The organism is Bradyrhizobium sp. NAS80.1 (genome assembly GCF_001908205.1).
Lineage (GTDB): Bacteria > Pseudomonadota > Alphaproteobacteria > Rhizobiales > Xanthobacteraceae > Bradyrhizobium.
On record NZ_LGHL01000006.1, the window covers coordinates 54472 to 79582 of the forward strand.

Below are 25111 nucleotides of genomic sequence, written 5' to 3' on the forward strand. Positions count from 1 at the left end.
ACTATCGGAAATCTTTGATGGATGCCGTAAGTAATTATAACAACTGGCGTTTTTCCGTTGCTCCCATGATGGACTGGAGCGAGAGTCTAGGTATTTCAAAGCGTTAGAGGGCGGTGTGTGCACGACGTGTGCACCGGGAGATCAAGAAAAATCTTGCGTCAGCGAACGTGAGCAAAGTTCTCTGAAACGGAGCGGGCAGTTCTGGAAACACAACATGCTGGAACAGCTACGACTGCGACCTACTATCCCATCAGCGACGCGGCGCACTGGGATCGGAGGGTTCGGCGGGCCAAGTTTCGCGCCTTCATGCGTCCCCCAAATCGATCATTTGGCGGCGGTTCACTCAAGGTCGGCGAGGATTGGATCGGCAGACTGCCGTTGATGGGATCCAACAGCTGTGTTTTAGGGGAGAACGGGCGAGGAAGTCGGCAGAGAGCGGAAAACTATGTGTCGGTCAACTCGTTCAGGGGGGCCGGGCGACAGACGAGTTGCAAAATTGGGCTACCCTGCGCGAACCGTTGACATCGCTCTACGGCCGCTGAATGCGCGTAGATCATCAGGAAGCAAATCGAGGGGTGAGGCCAGTCATGTTCAACGGCTTCGAGCGCCACGAAATCCAGACCGACGGCGCGACGATCGCCGCGTTCATGGCAGGGAGCGGTCCTCCGCTGCTGCTTCTCCACGGCTATCCGCAGACACACGTCGCCTGGCATCGCATCGCTCCCGTTCTGGCGCGCGACTACACCGTTGTCGCTACGGATCTACGGGGATATGGCGACAGCCGCGGGCCGCAGCAGGCCGACGCCTCGGCCTACTCCAAGCGCACGATGGCGCGCGATCAGGTCGCGGTCATGAAGCAATTCGGGTTTGATCGCTTTGCCGTCATCGGACACGACCGCGGTGCCCGGGTCGGATACCGGTTGGCATTGGATCACCCTGGAGCCGTACGGGCCTTCGTGTCCTTGACCGTCATTCCAACCAGCGAAGTCTGGGCGCGCGCCGGCAGGGATTTCGCGCTCGGCGCCTATCACTGGCTGTTGTTCGCGCAACCCTATGACTTGCCGGAACGGCTGTTGAGCGGAGACCCCGATTTCTTCCTGGACCGGACGCTGCGAAGAATGACCAAGGAGTTTGGCTGCCTGTCGGACGGAGCGCTCTCGGTCTATCGTGAAGCATTCCGGCGACCGGACGTGCGGCATGCAATGATGCAGGACTATCGCGCCGGCGCCACGATCGACCATGAGCACGACCTCGCCGATCGTGCCGCCGGGCGCACTCTCGACTGTCCCGTGCTGGTGCTATGGGAGCAAGGCCGTTTCAGCGAAACAGATTCGCCGCTCCAGATCTGGAGGAATTGGGCCGTCGATGTCGAGGGCTGGGCCATCCCCGGCGGTCATCTCCAGCCGGAAGAACAGCCTGAGGCCGTGCTCGCCGCCGTCAAGCCATTTCTCTCGCGTTACGCGACGGCCTGACGGCAAGGCCACGGGCCACGTTCATCGCGTGTGAGATCTCAATCCGCCGCCACCGGCGGAACCGGCAGCGCCGTGATCGACTTGATCTTCTCCATCGCAAAGCGCGAGGTGACATTCTTGAGCGGCACCGCGTGGATCAGCTTCTTGTAGAACACGTCGTAGCTCAGCATATCCGGAATGACGACGCGCAGCATGTAGTCGACATCGCCGGCCATCCGGTAGAATTCCATCACCTCGGGCATGGCGCTGACCGCCGTGGCAAAACGCTTCAGCCAGGCATCGGAGTGATCGGAGCTTTCCACCGAGACGAACACCGAAAGGCCGAGGCCTATCTTGTTCTGGTCGACCAGCGCGACCCGCTTCAGGATGATGCCATCGGCCTCGAGCCGCTGGATCCGTTTCCAGCACGGCGTCGACGACAGGCCGACCCGGTCCCCGATTTCCGCAACCGAGAGCGAAGCGTCATCCTGGAGGACCGCCAGGATCTTGCGGTCGATGCCGTCGAGACGGCGGCCGGTCTCGGCGAGCTGCAACGCAGCGTCGGTCATGTCAAAAACCTCAGTGTGATGGAGAGTTGGACGCGTTGTGTGGCGTCAGCCGTGAGGCCCGAACAGGAAGATCTCGTAGAGGTCGTCCTGCTTGTTGTCCGGGCCGCCTGTCCGCGGCCGCAGCGAGCGCTGGAACCATCCGCGTGCCTGGTCGATCAAACGAGCGAAGCCTGATTGCAGCGAGATGACGTAACTCATGTTCACTCCGGACAACGGTGTAGGGCGAGAACTCGGAAAAGCTATCACGGCAGGGATGGAGTTGAACATTGCTAGACACGTGTCGGGATCAGTTTGGTTGAATCGTGCTGACGTCGTTGCGAGCGCGATTGGAAAATTGCACGCTGCTTGGCAGCTGTGGATGATTTTGATGCTCATCGCCTCGGGGAAAGCATGAAAGGCATAGCCTTGCCGCTAGTGAGCCGTCAGTAGCGCGAGCACATCGGCCTGCTGGAGCCGCGGCACGGAACCGAAGTTCGATGGCCTGCGACAGGACGCCGACGCTGGATAGAGCATGGGCATGCCCATGCCTCCGGATACGAGATACGGAAAGGCGTAATTGGCTCGTCCATTCAAATGTGCGCCTGTCATGATGCCCAGCGCGAACAGGAACGCGATCAGAAGGACCGACGGGAAGATGCAAGCCTCGCGGAAACGGAGCCGATCAGTCACCGCTCGCGCGTCGATCGCGCGCTCGGCGACGGAGCGGCTTGTCCATTCAAGCGTGAATTCGAACATGCGCTCCGCTCACTTCATGTAGTCAGGCAAAGTGAACCCGTCATAGAACCGGTCGGCCTGGATCGCGGCCTTGAACGCAGGCGACTTGTAGCCGGCGACGATGTCCTGGGCCCATTCGGCGGTGGCATTGGCCTTCTTCACGGCGAGTACGTTGATGTAGGGCGTCGTCATCTTCTCGAGCGCAAAGGCGTTGGTCAGCTTCAGCCCGCTGAAGATCGCGAAATTGCCCTGGATGGCGGCAAAATCGACGTCGTCCAGCGCCCGCGGCGCCTGTGCGGCCTCGAGCGGAACGAGCTTGATGCCGCCGGGATTCTTGACGACGTCGAGCTCGGTGACGTCGACCGGCTTGCTGTCGCGGATCTCGATCAGGCCGAGATCGCGCAGCACCCAGAGCGCGCGCTGCAGATTGACGGGATCGTTTGGTACGGCGACGCTCGAGCCCGGCTTGATCGGCGTGCCCAGCGGGTGCTTCTTCGAATAGAGACCCATCGGCGGGGTCGGGACGTGGACGATGCCGACCAGATCGGTGCTTTGCCGTTCGTTGTAGGACTCGAGGAAGATCGTGTGCTGCATGACATTGGCGTCGATCTCGGACTTGAATACGGCGTTATTGGCTTCGAGCCCGGTCGAGAACTCGACGTAGCGGATCTTGTAACCCTTCTTCTTCAGCTCCGGCTCGACGCCGATCTTGAACTCGTCGATGTAGGGGCCCGGCACGAAGCCAACACGCAACTCCGGCTTGGCGGGTTGCTGTGCCGAGACATCGCCGGCGGTGAAGGGGGAGAGAGCCAAAAGGCCGGAGAGGAGAAACAACGCTATCTTCATTTTCACTTGCTGAGCTTGCGTCGTGATGGGGGATGCGGTCAGGCGATCGCCTTGACCGCGTTGGAGTAGATGCTGGCGGGGCGCGCGAGGCCGTAATGCTCGCGGAGCGTCGTGCCGGTGTAGTCCTCACGGAACAGGCCGCGCCTGCACAGGATCGGCACGACATGCTCGGTGAACGCATCGATGCCGCCGGGCAGCCAGGGCGGCATCACGTTGAAGCCGTCCGCGGCGCCATTTTCGAACCAGGTCTGGATGTTGTCCGCAATCTTCTCCGGCGTGCCGGCGATGACCCAGTGGCCGCGAGCACCGGCGAGGCGCTGCACGAGCTGGCGAATGGTCGGTTTTTCGCGATCGACGATGTCGACCACGAGCTTGAAGCGGCTGGCGACGCCGCGCGCGTTTGCGGTATCGATCAAATGGCGGGGAACGGGGCCGTCGAGATCGTAGCCGGTGAGGTCGACGCCGATCATCTGGCGCAGCTGGGTGAGGGAATATTCGGGCTGGATCAGTGCGTTGAATTCCTCTTCCAGGCGGTCAGCCTCGGCTTGCGTGCTGCCGATGAAGGGGCTGATGCCGGGCAGGATCTTGATCTCGTCGGGACCACGGTCGAAGGTGCGGGCCTGGCGCTTGATGTCCGCATAGAAAGCCTTCGCCGAGTCCAGCGTCTGATGTGCGGTGAAGATCGCCTCTGCATAACGGGCGGCAAAGGCGCGGCCGTCGTCGGAGGCGCCGGCCTGCACATACACTGGCCGGCCCTGCGGAACGCGCGAGATGTTCAGCGGGCCGCGCACGCGAAAGTGCTTGCCGACATGGTCGAGCGTATGGATCTTGCCGGTGTCGGCGAAGATGCCCGAAGCGGGATCGTTGACGAGCGCGTCGTCCTCCCAGCTGTCCCAGAGCCGCGAGATCACGTCGAGATATTCGCGGGCGCGCTCGTAGCGTTCGTGATGCGGGGGGTGTTCGGGCAGGCCAAAGTTCTGCGCGGCCTGCGGCGCGCTGGTCGTCACGATATTCCAGCCGGCGCGGCCCTGGCTCAGGTGGTCAAGCGAGGCAAACAGGCGTGCGAGGTTGTAGGGCTCGGTATAGGTGGTCGACGCGGTTGCGATGAGGCCGATCCGCTTCGTCACTGCGGCGATCGCTGCCAGCCAGGTGATTGGCTCGAAGCGAAAGCGCTGGGCATAGCGGACATTGTCGGCCAGGGCCGGCCCGTCGGCGAAGAAGATTGCATCGAACTTGCTGGCCTCAGCCCGCTGCGCCAGCTCCTGATAAAAGGTGATGTCGAGGATGCGTTCCGCCGACGATCCCTTGTAACGCCACGCGGCTTCGTGATGGCCGCCGGGATAGATGAAAAGATTGAGAACAAGCTGCCGTTGGTTGCTCATGGTTCGGATGTCCAGTGCTATGGCCGGATAGAGACGCGAGCGGCTACGAGACGGAAGGGGTCGTTTGCGACGCCGGCTTTCGCGCGAAGGCGAAACGCAGATATCGCTCCAAGCGCAGGCCCTCCGGGGTATGCCTCGCCTCGACCAGCGCGGCAAAGGCCGCGTCGATCTCTGCCCGTTCCGCCGGCGAAAAGCCGCCAAGGAAGTTGCCGAATGCGCTGGCCTCGGACCATTCGAGCACCGAGTTCACGTTCTGGTGCAGATCAACGAGCGAGCGCAGGTCGCTTTTGTAATCGACGAAGCCGGTCTCGACGAACAGCGTTCTGAGCTCGTCGTCGGTCGCCCCGAGCACCCGTTGCGACTCGCCGCTTCTCTCGCCGAACCCGGCCTGTTCGATTGCCTGGCGAAGCAGGGTTCGCGACTCGTGAGGTTTGGTCGGATCCTGAACGTTCAGCCCGATCCGACCGCCCGGCTTGAGGACGCGCTCGATCTCACGCAGCGCCAGGCGCTTGTCCGCGATCCAGTGGAAAACGCTGTTGAGGTAGACGGCGTCGAATTCCGCGGGTCCAAAGCGCGAAAGGTCCTCGGCGCGGCCGACATCGAAGGTCAGCGCCCCCGAGGTACGCAGGCACGCGATGGCGATCCGGTTCTCCAGCGGGTCGATGCCGATCACGCGGCCGGTCGGGCCGACAAGTCCCGCAGCAAACTCGGTCAGGCGGCCGGTGCCGGCGCCGATATCGAGTACCTGATCCCCGGACTTCAAAGCCAGCGGTCCGATGAGGAATTTGCCATGGTGAAACTGAAGGATGCCGGACTGCTCGTAGGTACGTGCAAGTTCAGGCGTGTCCCGTTCAAGGCTGATGGCGCCAAGGGTCGACATCGTGCTTTTCAAATTCTCCAACGGCCGCCGAGACGGCTTGATCGATAGAACTCTATGTTGTCCGGGTAAGAAAAGTCGATGAAATGGATTTGCGTTGTTCAGTGCGACGCGAGCATGAATCTAGCGGCGGCAGTGCGTTAGGTAGATGATGTCGCGAACCGATCGCTTCAACTGAAAGCAGACGCGGCGAGCGAATGTCCGTCGCCCTTCCTGGCTTGCTCCGCGCTGTCGACGCAATTCTTTCAACGCGCTGCGACGTCGCGGTGAGTTCGTTGTTCGAGCCCGCAAACAAAACCAATTCCATTTCATTGACTGAGTGTCGTTGGCGTCTACGATTTGTTCGCATCTGATGCAGACAAATCCGGTGCAACATGTTTCAGTCCGATATCGACGACGCGGCTCGCGAGACCTTGCGTCTGATTGGTCCCGATCCGCAGAACTGGGTCCCGGATCGTCACGCGATTGATCACAACGTCGCAGTCATCGGCGGCGGGCAATCCGGAAGCACCTTTGCCTTCGCGTTGCGCCGTGCCGGCATCGGCAAGGTCACGGTGATCGATGCTGCAAGTGACGCGGCCTCGACCGGCCCATGGCTGAGCAGCGCGCGCATGCACAAGCTTCGCACGCCGAAAAGCCTGCCTGGACCTGAGCTTGGTCTGCCCGGGCTGAGCTTCCAGGCCTGGTATGAGGCCCGCCATGGCGCGGCTGCATACGAGGCGATCGATCGTATTCCTCGTCTGGATTGGGCGGCCTATCTCGACTGGTATCGCAAGACGCTCGGCATCGAGGTGCGCTATCGGACGAAGCTTCGCCGCATCGAGTCGGCGCAGGATCACCTGCGGCTTCATCTCGACGTCGCCGGTGAGGCAAGGACCGAAACCGCCCGCAAGATCATCCTGGCCAGCGGTTTCCCGAGTAACGGCGGTCCGTCCGTTCCCGAGGTGCTCTCGCGCCATCTGCCCAAGGAGCTCTATGCGCATACCTTGGAAGCGATCGATTTCGGCAAGCTGCGCGACAAGTCGGTCGCTGTGCTGGGCAGCGCGGCTTCCGCGTTCGATGCTGCAGCGGTTGCGCTCGAGGCCGGGGCGAGGGAGGTGCATCTGTTCGCGCGCCGCGACAAGATTGCTTCGGAGCCCGTGATCAGGACGCGCGGATATCCGGGCGCATATGACAATTACGGCTCGCTGCCGGACGCGCTGCGCTGGCATCAGGCCATTCGTTTCCGCCGCGCCGGGTCGACGCCGCTGCCCGACGCGATCGCGCGGGTGGTCAAATCCCCGAACTTCCACCTGCATCTGGCGGCGCCCTGGACCTCAGCCAAGCCGTTCGGGCGACGGCTGCTTGCGACCACGCCGCAGGGCGATATCGCATTCGATTTCGTCATCGCCGGTACGGGCTACCAGGTCGATCTCGCAAGGCGACCGGAGCTCGCCGCCTTCTCCAGCGAGATCCTGCTATGGCGTGACCGCTTCTCGCCGGTCGCGGGCGAGCAGGACGATTTCCTGGGGGCTCACCCTTATCTTGGCGCGGGGCATGAATTCCTGGAGAAGGAGCCGGGCCGTGCGCCTTACTTGCGGACATTCACGTGTTCAACCCGGCGGCCTTCGTCAGCTTCGGCCTTCCGATCGGAGACGTGCCGAGTTTCAAGCGCGATATTCCAGGCGTCGTGGCGCGCATCAGTCGCGATCTGTTCCACGATGACCTAACGGCGCATGAGGCGCGGATCAACGGACCCATCGCCGACGACTTCGAGCCGTCGCTCTATGCGTCGGCCGTCTGGCGGTCGCCGAACATCGTCGCGGCGGAATAGAGAAGAGCGCAAGTAGCAACTGGACCAGCCATGACCGTGGTGCGTCTGTTTTCTACTTGCTTCGAACTTTGGAAGCTATTTCCGAAGTCCTTGAGTTAGCATCGTGTGACTGAACGAGAGCTGCATGGATGCAGCTCTCACGGAACGGTCCCGCCAGACGCGATTGCCGCCAGAGCAGACGGCCGTCCTGCAAGAGGATCGATCGCAACATAACTGTCTTTCACTCCGCCGTCGCACCAGCGATCGGCGAATGGCGGAGCCTTGTCCAAACGGATCGCGGTCTCGGGGAAGATGACATGACTGACGGGCTCACCATCGAAAACGTCATTCCGCGTGCGGATATCGTCAAGCGGTCCGCCCGTATTGGCGCGGAGATTAGGAACATCAAGCTCTCCGGCGATCTTCCGGATCGGACGATCGCGGCGATCAACCAGGCCTTGCTCGAACACAAGGTGATCTTCCTCCGCGACCAAGGTCATCTGGACGATGCCGAGCAGGAGCGGTTTGCCGTCCGGCTCGGCAAGCTGGTGCCGCACCCGACGGTCGGCGCAACCCAAGGGAACGGCGTCGATCCTCGAACTCGACTCCGGGCGAGGCGGCGGCCGCGCGGACCAGTGGCACACCGACGTCACCTTCGTCGATGCCTATCCCAAGATTTCCGTCCTGCGCGGGGTCGTAATCCCTGAGTTCGGCGGCGACACGATCTGGTCGAATACGGCCGCGGCCTATCTCGACTTGCCGGCTCCGCTGCGCAAGCTCGCCGATGAGCTCTGGGCCGTGCACAGCAATGCCTACGACTACGCCGTGAAGACGCGGGCGAGCGAAGCCGACAGGAAGCACTTCGAGGAGGTCTTCACCGGGACGATCTATGAGACCGAGCACCCGGTCGTTCGCGTCCACCCCGAAACCGGCGAGCGGACGCTGGTGCTCGGCAACTTCGTCCAGCGCTTCGTCGGCCTGCCGAAATATGACGGCCAGAAACTGTTCGACCTGTTCCAGTCGCACATCACCGCGCCGGAGAACACCGTGCGGTGGAGCTGGCGGCAGGGGGGACGTCGTGATCTGGGACAATCGTGCGACCCAGCACTACGCCGTCAATGACTACGGCGATCAGCATCGCGTCGTGCGCCGCGCGACCATCGATGGCGAGGTGCCGGTCGGCATCGATGGCCGCCAGAGCGTGACCCGCATCAAGTCGGCCAAGCCGCAAGCCAAAGCCGCCTGAGGCGAGTAGGGAGTGAACACGATGAAAATTGCAATCTCCGCACTGCGCCGTCTGGTTGCGGGCCTGCGCGCAAGAGGCCGGCAACTCGGCCTGGCCGCTCTTGGCCTGTCCGGCCTCGTCGGCAGCGCCATGGCCGAGCCGCAGCTCGAGAAGACCGAGATCCGCTACCAGGGTTGGGCGGGCCAGGTCACGTTCATCGAGCTCGCCGACGACCTCGGCTATCTGGCCCCGCTCAAGCTCAAATGGATCGGCAACACCATCAGCGGTCCACAGGACATCCAGACCGTCGTCACCGGTGACATCGACATCGGCGGTGCATTCTATGGTGCGATCATCAAGCTGATCGCGGCCAAGGCCCCGATCAAGGCGGTGGTCGGCTACTACGGCTCGGACGACAACACCTACAACGGCTATTACGTGAAGGAGGAGAGCCCGATCAAATCCGCGCGGGATCTGATCGGCAAGAAAGTCGCCGTCAACACGCTGGGTGCGCATCTCGAATTCGTGCTGCGCGAATATCTGGCCCGCAACGGCCTGACGCCGGCGGAAGCAAAACAGGTGACGCTGGTGGCGATCCCGCCGGTCACGGGCGAGCAGGCGTTGCGGCAGGGACAGGTCGAGGTCAGCACGCTGAACGGCGTGCTGCGCGACAAGGCGCTGGAACGCGGCGGCATCCGCCGGCTGTTTGCCGATACCGACATCTTCGGCAACTTCACCGGCGGCTCCTATGTGCTGCGGGACAAGTTCATCAAGGACAACCCGAACACCTCGCGCAAGCTGGTCGAAGGCATCTCCCGCGCCATTGCCTGGGCGCAGGCGACGCCGCCGGAAGAGGTTCGTGCCCGCTTCGAGCGCGTCATCGCCGAGCGCAAGCGCAACGAAGACGCAACGCCCATCAAATACTGGAAGAGCACGGGTGTCGCGACCAAGGGCGGCGTGATCGGCGATGCCGAGCTTCAGGTCTGGGTCGACTGGCTGGTGAAGGATGGTCTCCTGAAGCAAGACCAGCTCAAGCCGTCCGATCTCTACACCAACGAGTTCAACTATTTCCGTCCTGGCAAGACCGCGGAGGCCAAATGACCACGGCCAAGATCCGCTTTGAGCATGTGCGCAAGGAATTCCTGGTCCGCGGCAAGGATGGCGGGCCGGCGGAGCGCTTTACCGCGCTGGACGACATCTCGTTGGACGTTCGTGCCGGCGAATTCCTGGCGTTGGTGGGGCCGAGTGGATGCGGCAAGTCGACCCTGCTGGATCTACTCGGCGGGCTGACGACGCCGAGCAGCGGCCGCATCCTCCTCGACGGCAAGCCTATCGAGGGGCCGGCGCGCGACCGCGGCATCGTGTTCCAGCAATATGCGCTGTTTCCCTGGCGCACGGCCGCGCAGAACGTCGAGTTCGGGCTCGACATTGCCGGCCTGAAAGCCAGGGAGCGGCGGGAGAGGGCGCTGCATTACCTCGACCTGGTCGGACTGTCCGGCTTCGCCGACCGTTATCCGCACGAGCTATCCGGCGGCATGAAGCAGCGTGTCGCGATCGCCCGCAGCCTCGCTTATGACCCCGAGGTGCTGCTGATGGACGAGCCGTTCGCGGCCCTCGATGCGCAGACGCGCGAGACGCTGCAAGGCGAGTTGCCGCGAATCTGGCGCAGCACCGGGAAGACCATCCTGTTCATCACGCACGGCATCGACGAAGCCGTCGTCCTCGGCCAGCGCGTTGCCGTCATGACCTCGCGTCCTGGCCGTATCAAGCAGGTCGTCGATATTCCCGACGAGCTGCATAGCGAGACCGAAGACGTCCGCTCGCTGCCCCGTTTCGGGCAGGTCAGGCACGAGGTGTGGTCCTTGCTGCGCGACGAGGTGCTGAAGGCGCAGGGGTCTCAGGTGCGCGCACCCGACAGCGAGCGCGGCGCAAAGGCAAAGGAGCTGGCCCATGTCTAATCTGGAGATCCTGACGCTGCTGGAGTTGGCCGAGGGGAGCCCGAAAGACCGGGCCAGGCAACGCGCCGGCGCGCTGGCCGCGGCCACGGGCGGCGTCGCGCGATGGTTCGGCGCCATTGGGCAGAGATCCCTGCTGCTGCTCTTGTTTCTCGCCCTCTGGGAGACGGCGCCGCGTCTCGGTCTGATCGACCAGACGTTCCTGCCGCCGTTCTCCGAGGTGATTGCCGCGGGCTGGCAGCTCGCGCAGACCGGGGAGCTCTACGACGACGTCGGCGCCAGCCTGCTGCGCGCGCTCAGTGGCTTCCTGATCGCTATTGCCCTGTTCGTGCCATTGGGTGTGCTGACGGGATGGTATGCACGGCTCGGCGATCTCCTCAACCAGATCATCGAAATCGCGCGCAACACGGCGCCGCTGGCGCTGCTGCCGGTCTTCATCCTGCTGCTGGGAATCGGCGAGCTCTCGAAGGTCTCGATGGTGATCTATAGCTGCGCCTGGCCGCTGCTGCTCAATACGATCGCGGCCGTCCGCCAGGTCGATCCGCTGCTGGTCAAGTCGGCACGGACGATGGGCGCGACGCCAAGTCAGCTGTTTCGGAAGGTGATCCTGCCGGCGTCGCTGCCGACGATCTTCGTCGGCATTCGGCTCGCGAGCGCATCCGCGATGCTGGTGCTGGTGGCCTCCGAAATGGTCGGCGCGAAATCCGGTCTCGGCTATCTCATCATCAACAGCCAGTACAGCTTCCTGATCCCGCAGATGTATTTCGGCATCCTCGGCATCACCGTGATCGGCCTCGTCTTCAACGCGATCCTCGAGGCGCTGGAACGCCGCCTGATGCGCTGGAAGGCGCCAGCGATCTAACCTTGCTTGTTGCGGGCTGTTGCCTGCGTCACGACGCTGTTCGGCGGCACGTCCTGGATCACCCAGACGTTGCCGCCGATGGTCGAGCCCCGGCCGATCGTGATCCGGCCGAGAATGGTAGCGCCGGCATAGATCACGACATCGTCCTCGACGATCGGATGCCGCGCGTCGCCCTTGATCAGATGGCCATCGTCATCGGTCGGAAAGTGCCGCGCGCCGAGCGTCACGGCCTGATAGATCCGGACGTTGTCGCCAATGATAGCGGTCTCGCCGATGACGACGCCGGTACCATGATCGATGAAGAAGCCGGAGCCGATGCTTGCGCCGGGATGAATGTCGATGCCGGTCCTTGTGTGCGCGATCTCCGCGACCAGGCGAGCGATCAGGCGCGCGCCGAGCTGATGCAGAATGTGGGCAAGGCGATGGTGGATGATCGCAGTCATGCCGGGATAGCCGATCAGGATCTCCGGAAAGTTCCTGGCGGCGGGGTCGCCGACGAAGGCGGCGCGGAGGTCGCTGATGATCAGCCCGCGCACATCGGCAAGCTGCGAGGCGAATCTGCGCGTCAGCCCGATTGCGTCCTCGCGCTGGAAGCCGGGTACGAGCTCGTCCCCGATGAAAAGCGCAGCGCGGTGAACCTGGTCGCAGAGGCCGTCGAGCGCGATGCTGAGGCGGTTGCCAACGAAATAGTCGATATTCTCGCCGTCGAGATCGAACTGGCCATAGTGGCGCGGGAACAGCGCTTCGGTGAGGCCGTCCAAGATCGTCTGGAGCGCCTCGCGCGAGGGCGCGCGGCGGGCCTCGCCATCCCTGCGGATACTGTGGGTCTCCTCGCGGGAGACGCGGAGCGCGGCGACGAGCTGCTCGAGCTGCCATCGCTTTTGTACCGGGCTATCGGGCCCGCTGTCGTCGGATGGTTTGCGAGGTAGTTCGTGCTTCATGCCGTCTTACCTGACATGCGCCAGGGGAATGCTGATCTCGGCGAGAAGATCGAGATCGAAATCATGCTTGATCTCGATGTACTGGCCGTTCCAGTACACCAGCCCTGAGAGGTGGGGCGACAGCTCGAAGCTCAAAAGACTGCCGACGATGATTCCGTGGGAATAGCGCTCGATGATCTCCTCGACCCGGCATTCCACGGTCGCCAGCGAGTTTCCAAGGAGCGGCACGCCCGAGGTCCCGGCAGACCAGGCAATGCCCTCGAAGCGCTGTGGTCCCTTGAGGCGGCCGTTGCTGAAGCGGTCCGCCAGATCCTGCTGGTCTGAACCGAGGATGTTCACGCCGAATGTCCCGAAGCGCTCGATCAGCGCGAAGGATGACGCCTGGCGGTTGACGCTGACCAGCACGCGCGGTGGACTTGCGCTTAAGGAGGTCAGGGACGTCACCGTCATCCCCGTAATGTCGTCGTCACGCCCGGCGGTGATGATGCTAACGCCGCCGGCGAGGCGGCGCATGACCCCGCGGAACTGTCGTTCGATCTCGTTGCTGTCAGTGACGAGATGGATGTCGGATCTTCCCATATCCGTTCCTCCGTGCGGCGGACCCTCGCGCGCCGGCATGTCCTAGAAGAAGCCCTTTGCCGGCAATGGCGTGCCGTTGATCTCGTGTTCGCCAATCGAACGCGCCTTGTAGGTGGTCGGATTGTGCGAGGAGAGCGTTCGCGCATTGCGCCAGTGACGGTCGAAATTGGTGACCTTCTTCGTCGCCGAGGCGCCGCCGACATCGAACAGCAGGCTGCCGCCGCGGATCGCGAAATCATCAGCGATGATCTTGGCCTTGGCCGAGAGCAGCGCGGCGGTGTGCGCGGCCTCCGTGGCGTTTGACGCGCCGGCGTCGAATGCGTCGGTCGCGACATCCAGCGCTTCGGCGGCGGCAAGCACGACCGTCTCGGCCGCAAAGGCGCCGCTGGCAATCTGGCCGACCGTCTGCTGCAGAAGGGGATCATCGGTCGGGATTTCGGTCGGCGCATAGTAGAACGTGCGCTTGCGCGAGCGCACCAGCGCGGTGGCGTCGCGCAAGGTCGCCCGGGCGATGCCCGCGACGATCGCGGTCAGGAAGAGCTGGGCAAGCGTGTTGGAATAGGGGACGCCATAACCGCCGTCGGGCGTGTCGAACACCACCTCCTGCCGCTTGACCTTGACGTTACGGAAGTGGGTCGTGCCGGTGGCCGTGAGCCGCTGCCCGAGGCCGTCCCAATCGTCGACCAGCTCGATGCCCTCGCGCTTGATCGGAACGATCGTCGCGCCGGTTGAACCGGACGGATCGGCGGCGCGCACCAGGACGTAATCGGAGTACAGCGTGCCGGTGCTGTAATATTTGGTGCCGTTCAGCAGGTAGTCGCCGTTACCGTCGGGCGTGAAGGTCGTCCCCGGCGTCACATTGCCGACGCGCGGGCTTTCGAGCTCGGTGGTGGCGAGCCCGATGATCGCACCTTCGGCGACCGCCTTCTGCCAATCGCGGCTCTGCTCGTCCTTGGGCGTGCGCACCAGCCGCTCAACCACGCTGAAATGGTTACGGAGGATATGGGCCACGTTGGCGTCGGCCTCGCCGAGGCGGATGACGAAGGCGAAGAGGTCGCGGATCGTGCTGCCGGCACCGCCCGCAGCGGTGGGCAGCCGCAAGGCGCCGAGGCGGGCGTGGCGAATGAGGTCGATGACCTCGAAGGGCAGCACGCGGTCGCGCTCGCGCGCGCTCGCACCCTCGGCGATCTGGTTGAGCAGCGCCTCCAACTCCGGTGAGCCGGTCTTGAGCGGCTCGGATGTCGTCAAAGAGGGGGCAGAAACGGTCTTGTTCATGATTGGCCTGTTGGTCACGTTCTCAGAGCTGGGCGAGATGGTCGGTCACCTTGACCGGCTCGGGCAAAACCTTGCGGGCGACGAGCCAGTCGGCAGCCTTTTGCAGCTCGCTGATGAACCGCTCGTCGTTGACGGCGAAGTAGCGGTACTGGCGCTTCAGCGCGATGAACTGGTCGCGGACCTCGTCGCTGTACTTGCCCGCCTTCTGGGCGATGTACTCGGCGTCCTTGCCGTTCTCCGAGATCCACTTCCCTTCGGCGCGGAACGCATCGTTCACGGCGCGGACGAGAGCCGGATTGTCGGTCGCGAATTTGCGGGTGGTGAGGTAGGACGTGTAGTCGATCTGGAAGTCGAGGTCGCGGCCCTCCAGGAAGATGTCATGCGCCTTGTATTCGAGGCGCGCGATATCGACGCCCGGGCTCCACATCGACCAGGCGTCGACCTTGCCGGAGGCGAGCGCCGGCGCCGCATCCGGCGGATTGAGATAGACGAACTTGACCGCGGAGCGGTCGACCTTGTGTTTCTCGAGCGCGGCAACCAGCAGGAATTCGCCGAGCCCGGAGCGGTTGACCGCGACCGATTTGCCGACGAGATCCTCCACCTTGTCGATGCCGGACCCGTCCTTGGCGATGATCGCGGTCGTGCGTGGCTCGTAGACCACGAACTGCGTGAACACCAGGGGTGAGCCGGCGATGATTGCGGCCAGCGCCGGGGTGGTGCTGCCGCCGAAGCTAAAATCCGCGCTGCCGCCCGTCACTGCCTGGAGGGTCGGCGCATGATTCGGGAAAGGCCCGAGCCATTCGACCTTGATGCCGTCCTTGGCCAAGACCTTCTCGAACTCGCCGCGCTCCTTGGCGATCAGGTTGAGGCCGCTGAGGCCCCAGGTCAGGCGGACCGTGTCCGTAGTGCGGCCAGTCGCGGCCTCGGCGAAATCACCGATGTTCATGCCGGCGAGGGCGCCTACGCCGAAGGCCGCGGTGCCGAGAAAGCTGCGCCGGGACGGCTTGGCGATGGGAGAGTCAGACATACGGGCCTTCCGGTGAATTAGTGGGAGGAATGAGAATTCACGCCGAGCTCGCCGAGGAGCTCGCTACGCGAAATGGGTGTCGAGCTGCCGCGCGCGACGCGGTGCTCGTAAGCAATGGCGCCGTTCCGCATCACCAGGATGCGGTCGGCCAAAGCAATGGCTTCGTCGACGTCGTGGGTGACGAGCAGCACGCCCGGCTGATGATTGGCGACGAGCTCATGCATGCGAATGCGGGTGAGCGCGTCCAGCGCGGCAAAGGGCTCGTCGAGGAGCAGAAGCTCGGGCTGCTGCACCAGCGCGCGGGCCAGAGCGACACGCTGGGCCTGTCCGCCGGAGAGGTTGCGCGGCCAGTCGTCGAGACGGTCGCCGAGGCCGACCTCGGTCAGCGCTTCGGCGGCACGTTCGCGTGCGTCCGGCGTCTGCAAGCCAAGCGCGACGTTGCGCCAGAGGCTGTCCCAGGGCAAAAGCCGGTGTTCCTGGAACACCACGGCCGGCCGGCGCGGCGCCACGATGCGACCGCCCTGAATGGCATCGAGACCCGCAAGTGCTCTCAGCAAGGTGGTCTTGCCGCAACCGCTCTCGCCTAGCAGGGCGACGAACTCGCCCCGCTCGATGCGCAGGTTCAGCCTTTCGATGACCACGCGATTGCCGTAGCTGCGCAGGAGGTTGCTGACGACAACGGCCGGCCCAGTCTCGAATGAGGCGGGTGACAACGATGCGACATGGGCGTTCATCGTGCCGCTCCGTAGTTCGGATGCCAGGCCAGCAGGCGCCGTTCGAGGAAACGCGCGATCCCATCAGCCGCGACGCCGATCAGGGCGTAGATCACGATGGTCAGCACGATCACGTCGGTGCGCAGGAATTCACGTGCGTCCATCGCGAGAAAGCCGATGCCCGACTGCGCGCCGATGGTTTCCGCCACGACCAGCGCGAGCCATGCCGTTGCCAGCGCATAGCGGACCCCGGTCAGGATCGACGGCAACGCGCCGGGCAGGATGATCCGGCGGATCAGCTGAACGGAGTTCAGGCCCTGCACGCGCCCGAGCTCGAGTAGCTTGGGGTCCACCTGTCGAATGCCGAGCACGGTATTGATGTAGATCGGAAAGGTGACGCCAAGTGCGACAAGGAAGATCTTTTGCGTTTCGCCGACGCCGAGCCAGACGATGACCAGGGGCAGGACCGCGAGAAACGGAATGGCCCGGATCATCTGGACGCTGCGATCGATTGCTGCTTCCGCGATCCTGGAGAATCCGACGAGAATGCCGAGCGTCGCACCGACCGCTGTGCCGATCACAAATCCCGACGCTGCGCGCAGCAGGCTGACGCCGAGATCGTTCAGGAGCGTTCCGGTGGTCGCGAGCTTGAATGCGGTCCGGATCACCTTGCTGGGGGCGGGAAGCACGTGTGGTGAGAGAAATCCCGCCTGCGCCAGCCAGTCCCAGACGACGACCAGCACCACGGGCGCGAGCCATGACAGGAGCTGAAGGCCACGTGCGCCAAGCTTGCTTTTCGCCGAAGCCGGAGCGCGTGCGACTTCACTGCTGCGCGACGACGGTCCTCCCTCCGCGCCAATCGCGGTGCGGTCGATGTCGCTCAGTTCGATATTGCTCAAGACGCGAAACCTCGTTTCACGCGCTGCATTCGATGCAGGCCGTGTGACGCCAATGACTTGTTGTCCCGATAAAATGTCCCACGAAATCGGGTCGACAGAAATAGAGCGGTATTTCAATTGTCATCCGCTCCGGAGTGATCTGCTGTCGTCGCGGCGCGGATGCGCGACAAAGAAAATCTTTTGCTGTCCGTCTGCTTGATCTTGCGCCAGGCATTGGCGACAACGCGCGAGATCAGGGCATTCACGGGAGAGCACGATGACGACCGCACCGATTCGCTTCGGCATCTGGGCGCTGGTGCACGGGCCCCGTGCTGCGCATCAGGATCCGGAAGAACCCTATGATGCCTCCTGGGAGCGCAATCGTGATCTGATCCTTGCAGCCGAGGAGCTCGGCTACGACTCGACATTGATCGCGCAGCACACGATCAATCCTCACCAGGAGGATCTTGACCAGCTCGAAGCCTGGAGCGCTGCGGCAGCGGTTGCGGCGCTGACCAAGCGGATCGAGATCATCGCCGCCATCAAGCCGTATCTCTATCATCCCGTGGTGCTGGCCAAGCTGGCGCTGGGGATCGAGAACATCAGCCGCGGCCGCTTTGCAATCAATCTGGTCAATGCCTGGAACCGGCCCGAACTGGAGAAGGCTGGGATCGGATTTCCCGAGCATGACGCGCGCTATGCCTATGGCAAGGAGTGGATCTCCGTGGTGTCCCGCTTGATGGAGGGTGAGCGCCTCAATTTCAGCGGCGATCATTTCAGCGTCTCGGACTATGCGCTGCGACCGACCAGCCTCTATCGGAAGCGTCCTGCCATCTACGTGGGAGGGGAATCCGAGCCGGCGCGCGATCTGGTCGCCGGCCATGGCGACGTCTGGTTCATCAACGGCCAGCCGCTCGACGATGTCGCCGGCCTGATCGCCGACGTCGCGGCCCGTCCGCGCGGTTCGGCGCCACCCTTGCGTTTCGGTCTGTCCGCCTTTGTCGTCGCACGCGAAACCCGAGAGGAGGCGCAAGCCGCCCATGAGCGGCTGCTCAGCCTTGCCGCAAAGGATGCGCCGATGAAAGCGATCCAGAAACAGAACACGGACCCGAAGGTCGTGATGATGCAGACCATGCAGAAGACGCCGCGGGTCGGCAGCAACGGTGGCACGGCCGCCGGGCTGGTCGGCAGTTACGACGAGGTCGCGGCACGTATCGAGGCGTTCCATGCTGCGGGCATCGAACTCTTCATGCTGCAATTCCAGCCCTTCGAGGCCGAGATGCGACGCTTCGCAGAGGAGATCATCCCCCGCGTCCGGGCGAGACAGTCGGACGGGCCGTCCGGGAGGTTCGTCCGGTCGCTGAGGTAACTCAGGCCGAAGCGACTTCCGGGGCTCGCCTCGCAAAGCGGCTCGGCGGCCGCGGCAGACCAAAATGGTCGCGTAACGTCGTGCCTGCGTATTCGGTGCGGAACAATCCGCGCTTCTGCAGGATCGGCACAACGGTGTCGACGAAGGTCTCTAACCCCGTCGGCAGAACATCCGGCATCAGGTTGAAGCCGTCCGCGGCACCGGCGCTGAACCAGGCCTCGATATCGTCTGCAATCTGCTCCGGTGTGCCCACGATGATGCGATGACCAACGCCGCCACCGAGGGCGCGGATCAATTGGCGGACGGTGAGGTTGCCGCGCCGGGCGATGTTCACGGTGCCCTGGAACATGGTGTGATTGGCGTTCGCCGGAAGCGGCAGCGGATCGGGAAGCGGCTTGTCGAGCTCGAGCAAGGCAGGGTCGATCTGAAGCGTGCCGGCGAGCCGCGCCAGGCTGTATTCGATCGGGACCAGCTCCCAGAGCTCATCCTGCCGCCGCTTTGCCTCGGCCTCGGTGCTGCCGATGACTGTGGCAAGTCCGGGCAGGGTGACGATGGAATCTCCGGAACGCCCGTAAGCCGCCGCACGCGTGCGCAGATCGCGCGCATAGGCAACACCTTCCTCGATCGACTGCGCCAGCGTGAACACGGCTTCAGCGTAGGCGGCCGCGAAGTCGCGGCCGTCGCTTGAGCCGCCCGCCTGCACCGTGACTGGCCGCCCCTGCGGCGAGCGCGGCACGTTCAGCGGCCCCGCCACCGAATAATACGGGCCACGATGCGCGATCGGATGCACTTTCGACGTATCGACAAACCGCGCGCTCGCCTTGTCGCCGACGAAGGCGTCGTCCTCCCAGCTGTCGAACAGCGCGTGGACGATTTCCGTGAATTCCTTGGCGCGCTCGTAGCGGGCCTTGTGCTCCACTGCACCCGTGAGGCCGAAGTTGCGGCTTGAAGCGGTATCCGCGGTCGTGACCGCGTTCCATCCCGAACGGCCGCCACTGGCATGGTCGAGCGTCACGAAGCGGCGCGCGATGTTGTAGGGTTCGTTATATGTCGTGGACACGGTGCCGATCAGGCCGACGTGCTTTGTCGCGGCGGCGACTGTGGCCAGAATGATGGTCGGCTCGAGCGAGGTGAACGACCGGTAGTCGATGCGATCGTTTACGGCCGGGGAATCCGCGAGAAAGATCGCGTCGAGCTTGCCGCGCTCCGCAATCTGCGCCACTCGCACGTAATGGCCGAGATCGAAGAAGGCGCGCGGATCGCTCTCCGGCAGTCGCCAGGCCGATGGATAGACGCCGGAATGGAGCAGGTTGACGTTCAGGTGCAATTGGCGTTGCGGCATTTGAATTCCAGAGGTCAGCGTGTTGTCCGATCACGGTACGCAGCAAGGCGGGTAACCTGATCAGGATCCCTTCGGCGACCAGATCTTGATGACCGTGGTGTCGATCTTCACGGGGATCAGGCCTTCGGCGTGGAACGCATCGGCAATGCGCTGCTGCTCCGACAGGCCGGGTCCGGTGACCGCGCCGACCTGGTAGGAGCGGTGGCTGTTGGCTTCCTCGACGGTTGCCGCGTCGATACCCCAGAGCCCGGCGAGCAATGTGGCAGCTTCCTTCGGCTGCGCCTTCACCCATTTTCCGGTCGCGGAGAGCTTCGCAAAGATCACGTTGAGCACCTCGGCATGCTTGTCCGCATAGGCGGCCGACGCGAGGTAGTAGCGCTTGTAGCTCGCAAGGCCGTTGCTGCCATCGGACAAGGTCCGGCCCTTTGTCTGGTGCAGGGCGCTGGTCAGGAACGGATCCCAGGCGACCCATGCATCCACATTGTTGCTGACGAAGGCCGCGCGGCCGTCCGCCGGCGTCAGATAGGCGGGTGTGATGTCCTTGAAGCTGAGCCCGGATTTCGCCAGTGTTGCGAGCAGCAGATAGTGGCTGCCGGCGCCTTTGGTCACGGCGACCTTCTTGCCTTTGAGCTCAGTGATGCTCTTGATGGTCGAGGCTTGAGGAATGACGATCGCTTGCGCCGTTGGCGAGGCGGCCTCCTCCGCGACATAAGCGAGCTTGGCGCCGGCGGCCTGCGCGAAGATCGGCACTGTGTCGGCGACGTCTGCGCCGAAATCGATGCTGCCGATGTTGATGGCCTCCAGCAGCGGCAAGCCGCTGGTGAATTCGTGCCATGAGACCGTGATGCCGAGTGGTTTCAACGCCTGCTCAAGTTCACCGTTGGTTTTCAGAATCGCCGTCAGCGTCGAGGATTTTTGATAGCCGATGCGGATCTCCTCGGACATCGCAGGCCGAACGGCCGCCATGACAAAGAGGCTGAGCGCGGCCGCGGCGAGGATCCGCAGGCGGGACGTGAGATGAGACATGAAGAATTGTCCTGAAGCTGAGCCGCTTTCGGCGGCGCGTTGTCACAGCAGCAAGCCCGCAATGTGCCGGTAAACGAGCTCGCCTTGCAATTTCAAGGTATGGTTCGCCAGGGAACGAACATTCTCCGGCTGGTTTCAATGCGAGAACGGGATTTCCCCTGCGGTAAAGCGCGCCGGCAAGCAGCGCTATTCGGCGGCGTCGGAATGGAACGAACTCTTTGACGGCAATCGCCGAAAACCCGCGCCGGGATGTGTCGCGTGGAGCCGCGGGCCACGTCCCGGAAACAGCTTTTCGCGCAGCGTGCCGTCGCGGTAGGCGGTCTTGTAGACGCCGCGCGATTGCAGCTCCGGCACCACGAGGTCGACGAAAGCGTTCAGCGATTCCGGCGCCACCAGGCGGAACAGGTTGAAGCCGTCGACGTCGGTCTGGTCGGCCCAGGCGATCAGCTCGTCGGCGACGTCCTGCGGCGAGCCGACCACGAAGGGCGACCGCGTGCCGGCACGGCTCAATCGGGCGAGATCGCCGACATTGACCGGGCGGTCGCTTCGTATTGTGAAATTCTCGACCATCGACTGGATGGCGTTGCTCTCGACATATTCGATCGGCTGGTTGGGCCGATAGGTCGAGAAGTCGATGCCGGTCCAGCCCGACAACAAGGCGAGCTGGCCGGTCTGGTCGACATGCCGCGCGTAGTCCTCGAGCAGATCGTTCGCCTCGGCCCGTGTCGGCGCCACGATCACGGTAGCGCCGGCGAACAGGCGGATGTCGTAGGGATCGCGGCCAAAGGCTTTGGCGGCCTCTCGTATCTCGCGGACGGCGCAGGCGAGGATCGGCTTGGTCTGGCCGTTGAGAAAGATCGCTTCCGAATGCTGTGCCGCGAAGGCGCGGCCGCGCTTGGAGGTGCCTGCCTGGTAGAGCAGCGGCGTCCGCTGCGGCGAGGGCTCGGCCAGATGGATGCCGTCGACCTTGAAATAGGGACCGTCATGCAGCACCCGATGAAGCTTTGCGGGATCGGTAAAGATGCCACTGGCGCGGTCGCGGCGAACCGCGCCGTCCCCCCAGCTTCCCTCCCATAGCTTGTAGGCTGCCGCGAGAAAGTCCTCGGCCGCATCATAACGATCGTCATGCGCGCGGCCGGCCGGAAGGCCCATGCCGCGCGCGCCGCTGTCGAGGTAGCCGGTGACGATGTTCCAGCCGATCCTGCCCTTGGTGAGATGGTCGAGTGTCGAGAACGTGCGTGCGAGCTGGTAGGGATGCTCGAAGGTCAGGTTAGAGGTGATGCCGAAGCCGAGATGCTCGGTGACGAGCGCCATGGCGGACACGAGTAGCGTCGGATCCGCGTTGGGAAGCTGGACCGCATGCCGCGCGGCAGCCTCGGCATTTCCGCCATAGACGTCGTAGACGCCGAACACGTCCGCGAGAAAAATGCCGTCGAGCAATCCGCGCTCCGCGGTTCTGGCGTAGTCGGTCCAATAGTCGAGCGTGTTGTAGTCGATCGACACATCACGCGGATGCGACCAAAGGCCCGCCCAGTTGTGGCTGGGCGCGGTCATGTTGAAAGCGTTGAATCGCAGCTCGCGCGGTCTCGTCATGGTCTGGCCCGATCGTTAATCGCAAAGCCGACCCGCTGTGCGTGATCATTTTTAACATTTTGCGCCAGCGAGTTTGTTTCCAATTCGGCGAAGGCGCGGAAACAAACGCGTTGCGAGGCGACGATGATGCAGCACGCGCATCGCTATTTTACTGAAGCGCTCGACAGCCGCAGAATCCGACCGCATCATTTTCGTCGACAAGCACCGCTTGCCGCGCAGCGTGCGCGCTCTCGAGACAGACAGGGGAATTGCAGATGGCGTTGGAAACCCGGAACTTCGAGACGCTCGCGTTGCATGGTGGTTCGTATCGTACCGACCCCGCCACGGGCGCGGTGGCGGTTCCGATCTATCAGACCACGTCGTTCCAGTTCGAGAACACCGATCATGCCTCGCGCCTGTTCGCGCTCGAACAACTCGGGCCGATCTACACCCGCATCGGCAACCCGACCCAGCAGGCTTTTGAGGATAGGCTTGCCGCACTCGAGGGCGGGGCGGCCGCCCTCGCAGTTGCCTCCGGGCAGACGGCGTCCGCATTCGCGATCTTCAACATCGCGCAGGCCGGCGACAATATCGTGTCGTCGACAGACCTTTATGGCGGCACCTGGACGCTGCTGTCACAGACCCTGAAGCAATTCGGCATCGAGGTGCGTTTCGTCGATCCCGTCGATCCCGAAAATTTCCGCCGCGCCACTGATGCCAGAACGCGGGCCTATTTCGGCGAGACGCTTCCGAATCCCAAGCTGAACGTATTCCCGATCAAGGAGGTTGCGGACATCGGCCGCTCGCTTGGCGTACCGCTGATCCTCGACAACACGGCATCGCCGCTGATCGCGCGGCCGTTCGAGCATGGTGCTGCGGTGGTGGTCTATTCGACCACGAAGTATATCGGCGGCCATGGCACCGCGATCGGCGGCGCCATCGTCGACGGCGGCAATTTCGACTGGGCTGCACATGCGGATCGCTTCCCGCTGCTGAACAAGCCCGATGAGGCCTATCACGGCGCGATCTGGACCGAGGCCGCAAAGCCACTCGGCCCGATCGCCTACATCCTGCGCGCCCGCGTCAAGCTGCTGCGCGACCTCGGCGCATCGATCGCGCCGCAGAACGCGTTCCAGTTCATCCAGGGTCTGGAGACCCTGCCGCTGCGCATCCGTCAGCACAACGAGAATGCGGTGAAGGTCGCGAACTTCCTCGCCAAACATCCGTCGGTGTCGAACGTGATCTTCCCGGGCCTGCAGACCGGCGAGAACCGGCGCAGGGCGGATGCCTATCTGAAGGGCGGCTTCGGCGGGCTGGTCGGCTTCGAGCTGAAGGGGGGGCGTCGAAGCGGGCCGGCGGTTCATCGACGCGCTGAAACTGTTCTATCACGTCGCCAATATCGGCGACGCCCGTTCGCTAGCCATTCATCCGGCATCGACGACGCATCAGCAGCTTACTCCGGCCGAGCAGCTCGCAGCCGGCGTGACCCCCCGGCTACGTCCGTCTGTCGGTCGGCATCGAGCATCCCGACGACATCCTGGCCGATCTCGGCCAGGCGTTGGCGCAGGCCGACGCGGGCGAGCGCAAGGCCGCGTGAGACCTTTCACCTGAATTAAAACGGGAATTTGAGACAATGAAGATCCTTCGTCGTACCGCCCAGGCCGCCGGCCTCTGGCTCGCATTCACGGCCGCCGGCTTCGCGGGCGAGCCGCTGAAGATCGCGACCAGCGCCGGCCCCGTCGGGCAATTGGCGTCCCTTGCCGCCAAGCTCGCCAAGGACAAGGGGCAGGACGTCAAGATCGTCGAGCTGTCGGACTGGGTGGCGCTGAACGAGGTCGTGAACAGTGGCGAGGTCGATGCCAATCTATTCCAGCATGCGACTTACCTCGCGCTTCAGAACAAGCAGCGCGGTTTCAACCTGGTGCAGGCCGACAAGGTCGGCGTGATCGCGCCGGTCGGCCTGTTCTCGAAGAAGATCAAGAAGCTCGACGAGATCAAATCCGGCGACAGCGTCGCCATCCCGAACGAGCCGCTCAACGGTGCGCGCGGGCTCATCCTGCTGGAGCGGGCCGGGCTGATCAAGCTGACGCCGGGCAAGGGTTTTTCGGTCAGCAAGTTCGACATCACCGAGAACCCGAAGAACCTCAAGATCGTCGAGCTCGACCCCGCGCAGACCTATCGCTCGCTCGACGACGTGACGCTGGCACTCGTCAACATCACCTATCTCATTCCCGCCGGTGGTGACCCGAAGTCTGCACTGATCATCGATCGCACCGTCGACGAAGGTCTCGCGCTGCGCTTCACGGCCCGTCCCGACAAGAAGGACGATCCGCGCCTGAAGGCGTTCATCCAGGTGTTCAACTCGCCCGAGGTGAAGCAGTTCATCGAGGAGAAGTTGCCGGCATTCATTCCGGCGGGGTTCAGCAGCTGAGTGGGCGCGCTGGCGCAAGGACATCACGCCATGATCTATGTCGTCGACGTCGATCACATGAGCCTTGCGTTCGCGGCCGAAAGCGAGCGGCAGGCCGCACGGATCGCTCGGTCACCAAGGTTTGCGCGAGCAGTCGGCCGTCCTTGCCTGAATCCGGTCGCTTCAAACAACCAACCGCGCATCGCGACGGTTCAGGAGCGTATCGGCTTCCACGACATGTCCGCCGAATTCGCAGATGCCGCAGCAGACATCCTGGTTGCCCGCATCGGGTAACCGCCTGAACCA

General features: G+C 63.6%; 24 protein-coding genes and 2 pseudogenes. 10 read left to right on the forward strand and 16 right to left on the reverse strand.

From position 1 onward, the window contains the following. The first annotated feature begins 587 nt into the window (after window positions 1-587). The gene (locus tag AC629_RS01505; protein ID WP_143198836.1) at window positions 588-1472 is read left to right on the forward strand and encodes an alpha/beta fold hydrolase; all 885 of its coding nucleotides are present in this window, start codon (window positions 588-590) and stop codon (window positions 1470-1472) included. Between the two features lie 38 nt (window positions 1473-1510). Here the strand turns inward: AC629_RS01505 and AC629_RS01510 are convergent, their stop codons facing one another. The 6 genes from AC629_RS01510 to AC629_RS01535 form a co-directional block, all read right to left on the reverse strand. Then, complete coding sequence (locus tag AC629_RS01510; RefSeq protein ID WP_084803005.1) at window positions 1511-2020, reverse strand: Lrp/AsnC family transcriptional regulator; 510 nt, start codon at window positions 2018-2020, stop codon at window positions 1511-1513. Between the two features lie 45 nt (window positions 2021-2065). Next, window positions 2066-2218, reverse strand: a complete 153-nt coding sequence (locus AC629_RS46430) for a hypothetical protein (protein ID WP_168195361.1) — start codon at window positions 2216-2218, stop codon at window positions 2066-2068. 213 nt (window positions 2219-2431) lie between these two features. Continuing rightward, the gene (locus AC629_RS01520; RefSeq protein WP_084803007.1) at window positions 2432-2755 is read right to left on the reverse strand and encodes a hypothetical protein; all 324 of its coding nucleotides are present in this window, start codon (window positions 2753-2755) and stop codon (window positions 2432-2434) included. Between the two features lie 9 nt (window positions 2756-2764). Continuing rightward, window positions 2765-3580 carry a MetQ/NlpA family ABC transporter substrate-binding protein gene (locus AC629_RS01525; protein ID WP_084803008.1) on the reverse strand — a complete coding sequence of 272 codons (816 nt, stop codon included), beginning with the start codon at window positions 3578-3580 and terminating at the stop codon, window positions 2765-2767. 38 nt (window positions 3581-3618) lie between these two features. Next, window positions 3619-4962, reverse strand: a complete 1344-nt coding sequence (locus tag AC629_RS01530; protein ID WP_084803009.1) for an LLM class flavin-dependent oxidoreductase — start codon at window positions 4960-4962, stop codon at window positions 3619-3621. Window positions 4963-5005: 43 nt separating this feature from the next. Then, complete coding sequence (locus AC629_RS01535; protein WP_084803058.1) at window positions 5006-5842, reverse strand: class I SAM-dependent methyltransferase; 837 nt, start codon at window positions 5840-5842, stop codon at window positions 5006-5008. Between the two features lie 371 nt (window positions 5843-6213). Between AC629_RS01535 and AC629_RS01540 the strand changes: the two genes are divergently transcribed. The 5 genes and pseudogenes from AC629_RS01540 to AC629_RS01560 all read left to right on the forward strand — a co-directional run bounded on the left by AC629_RS01540 (window position 6214) and on the right by AC629_RS01560 (window position 11673). Further along, window positions 6214-7548 carry an FAD-dependent oxidoreductase gene (locus AC629_RS01540; RefSeq protein ID WP_245331664.1) on the forward strand — a complete coding sequence of 445 codons (1335 nt, stop codon included), beginning with the start codon at window positions 6214-6216 and terminating at the stop codon, window positions 7546-7548. A 400-nt stretch (window positions 7549-7948) separates the two neighbouring features. Beyond that, window positions 7949-8877, forward strand: a pseudogene (locus tag AC629_RS01545) (TauD/TfdA dioxygenase family protein). 21 nt (window positions 8878-8898) lie between these two features. Next, window positions 8899-9957, forward strand: coding sequence for an ABC transporter substrate-binding protein (locus AC629_RS01550; RefSeq protein WP_168195362.1), 1059 nt, complete (start codon window positions 8899-8901; stop codon window positions 9955-9957). Beyond that, entirely contained in the window at window positions 9954-10814 is an 861-nt protein-coding gene (locus AC629_RS01555) for an ABC transporter ATP-binding protein (RefSeq protein ID WP_084803010.1), read from the forward strand. Before AC629_RS01550 ends, AC629_RS01555 begins: the two co-directional genes overlap by 4 nt. Further along, window positions 10807-11673, forward strand: a complete 867-nt coding sequence (locus tag AC629_RS01560; protein WP_084803011.1) for an ABC transporter permease — start codon at window positions 10807-10809, stop codon at window positions 11671-11673. Before AC629_RS01555 ends, AC629_RS01560 begins: the two co-directional genes overlap by 8 nt. Here the strand turns inward: AC629_RS01560 and epsC are convergent. The 7 genes from epsC to AC629_RS49695 form a co-directional block, all read right to left on the reverse strand. Further along, on the reverse strand, window positions 11670-12614 hold the full coding sequence (gene epsC, locus AC629_RS01565; RefSeq protein ID WP_084803012.1) for a serine O-acetyltransferase EpsC: 945 nt from the start codon (window positions 12612-12614) through the stop codon (window positions 11670-11672). The two genes, AC629_RS01560 and epsC, sit on opposite strands and share 4 nt — an antisense overlap. Before the next feature lie 6 nt (window positions 12615-12620). Next, the gene (locus AC629_RS01570) at window positions 12621-13193 is read right to left on the reverse strand and encodes a flavin reductase family protein (protein WP_084803060.1); all 573 of its coding nucleotides are present in this window, start codon (window positions 13191-13193) and stop codon (window positions 12621-12623) included. Between the two features lie 42 nt (window positions 13194-13235). Further along, window positions 13236-14468 (reverse strand): acyl-CoA dehydrogenase family protein, encoded by a 1233-nt coding sequence (locus tag AC629_RS01575; protein WP_084803013.1) that lies wholly within the window; start codon window positions 14466-14468, stop codon window positions 13236-13238. Window positions 14469-14490: 22 nt separating this feature from the next. After that, window positions 14491-15495 (reverse strand): NrtA/SsuA/CpmA family ABC transporter substrate-binding protein, encoded by a 1005-nt coding sequence (locus AC629_RS01580; RefSeq protein WP_084803014.1) that lies wholly within the window; start codon window positions 15493-15495, stop codon window positions 14491-14493. 17 nt (window positions 15496-15512) lie between these two features. Continuing rightward, on the reverse strand, window positions 15513-16229 hold the full coding sequence (locus tag AC629_RS01585) for an ABC transporter ATP-binding protein (protein WP_084803015.1): 717 nt from the start codon (window positions 16227-16229) through the stop codon (window positions 15513-15515). Further along, window positions 16226-17098 (reverse strand): ABC transporter permease subunit, encoded by an 873-nt coding sequence (locus AC629_RS01590; protein WP_210418982.1) that lies wholly within the window; start codon window positions 17096-17098, stop codon window positions 16226-16228. The genes AC629_RS01585 and AC629_RS01590 overlap by 4 nt, the downstream gene beginning before the upstream one ends. A gap of 122 nt (window positions 17099-17220) precedes the next feature. After that, the gene (locus AC629_RS49695) at window positions 17221-17352 is read right to left on the reverse strand and encodes a hypothetical protein (RefSeq protein WP_283845165.1); all 132 of its coding nucleotides are present in this window, start codon (window positions 17350-17352) and stop codon (window positions 17221-17223) included. Between the two features lie 11 nt (window positions 17353-17363). Between AC629_RS49695 and AC629_RS01595 the strand changes: the two genes are divergently transcribed. Beyond that, on the forward strand, window positions 17364-18455 hold the full coding sequence (locus AC629_RS01595; RefSeq protein ID WP_084803016.1) for an LLM class flavin-dependent oxidoreductase: 1092 nt from the start codon (window positions 17364-17366) through the stop codon (window positions 18453-18455). Between the two features lies 1 nt (window position 18456). On the opposite strand, the gene AC629_RS01600 is transcribed toward AC629_RS01595, so the two are convergent. From AC629_RS01600 to AC629_RS01610, 3 genes are all read right to left on the reverse strand, one after another. Next, a complete protein-coding gene (locus tag AC629_RS01600; RefSeq protein ID WP_084803017.1) occupies window positions 18457-19797 on the reverse strand; it encodes an LLM class flavin-dependent oxidoreductase in 1341 nt (446 codons plus the stop codon). A 60-nt stretch (window positions 19798-19857) separates the two neighbouring features. After that, a complete protein-coding gene (locus AC629_RS01605; protein ID WP_084803018.1) occupies window positions 19858-20823 on the reverse strand; it encodes an aliphatic sulfonate ABC transporter substrate-binding protein in 966 nt (321 codons plus the stop codon). A gap of 186 nt (window positions 20824-21009) precedes the next feature. Beyond that, the gene (locus tag AC629_RS01610; RefSeq protein ID WP_084803019.1) at window positions 21010-22416 is read right to left on the reverse strand and encodes an LLM class flavin-dependent oxidoreductase; all 1407 of its coding nucleotides are present in this window, start codon (window positions 22414-22416) and stop codon (window positions 21010-21012) included. A gap of 254 nt (window positions 22417-22670) precedes the next feature. On the opposite strand from AC629_RS01610, the pseudogene AC629_RS01615 reads away from it, so the two are divergent. The 3 genes and pseudogenes from AC629_RS01615 to AC629_RS01625 all read left to right on the forward strand — a co-directional run bounded on the left by AC629_RS01615 (window position 22671) and on the right by AC629_RS01625 (window position 25099). Beyond that, window positions 22671-23992: pseudogene (locus AC629_RS01615) on the forward strand (O-acetylhomoserine aminocarboxypropyltransferase/cysteine synthase family protein). A 36-nt stretch (window positions 23993-24028) separates the two neighbouring features. Beyond that, the gene (locus AC629_RS01620; RefSeq protein WP_084803020.1) at window positions 24029-24826 is read left to right on the forward strand and encodes a MetQ/NlpA family ABC transporter substrate-binding protein; all 798 of its coding nucleotides are present in this window, start codon (window positions 24029-24031) and stop codon (window positions 24824-24826) included. 30 nt (window positions 24827-24856) lie between these two features. Further along, the gene (locus AC629_RS01625; RefSeq protein WP_143198837.1) at window positions 24857-25099 is read left to right on the forward strand and encodes a hypothetical protein; all 243 of its coding nucleotides are present in this window, start codon (window positions 24857-24859) and stop codon (window positions 25097-25099) included. The last annotated feature ends 12 nt before the right edge of the window (window positions 25100-25111 follow it).